Source organism: Streptomyces sp. DH12 (genome assembly GCF_020873895.1).
Classification (GTDB): Bacteria; Actinomycetota; Actinomycetes; order Streptomycetales; family Streptomycetaceae; genus Streptomyces.
Map to the genome: position 1 here is coordinate 1 of NZ_JAHWGT010001144.1, position 444 is coordinate 444.

Here is a 444-nt window from a genome sequence, read left to right on the forward strand (position 1 = left end):
CGCCCATGGGACCCCGCCCGGCGGCTCGTTAGCTTCGGTGGTGTCCGCGTCCGAGGGGGACCGGACGGCCCACCGGAGGAAGACCGCGTATGCATGCCCAGATCGTCCTGTTCGACGGTTTCGACCCGCTCGACGTCGTCGCGCCCTACGAGGTCCTGTACGCGGGAGGCACCGCGTCCGGCGGGGCGCTCACCGTCGAACTGGTCACCGCCGAGGGCCCGCGCGAGGTGGTGAGCGGCACCGGCGCCCTCACTTTGCGGGCCACCGGCACGCTCGACCCCCGCGCCGCCGGCCTGATCGTGGTCCCGGGCGCCTCGGGCCGGGTCGGCGAGCCCGGCGAGGTGCCCGACGCCGACGCGGGGGCGGGGGAGTGGCGGCAGGACGAGTTCGTCCCCGTCCTGCTGGGCCGCGCCCTGACCACCGCGCTGCCCGCGCTGCTCAAGG

1 pseudogene is annotated in these 444 nt (G+C 76.1%); it reads left to right on the forward strand.

Going from position 1 to position 444, the window contains the following annotated elements:
- Window positions 1-89: 89 nt before the first annotated feature.
- Window positions 90-444 (forward strand): annotated as a pseudogene (locus tag LPA54_RS38955) (DJ-1/PfpI family protein); the annotation flags it as partial.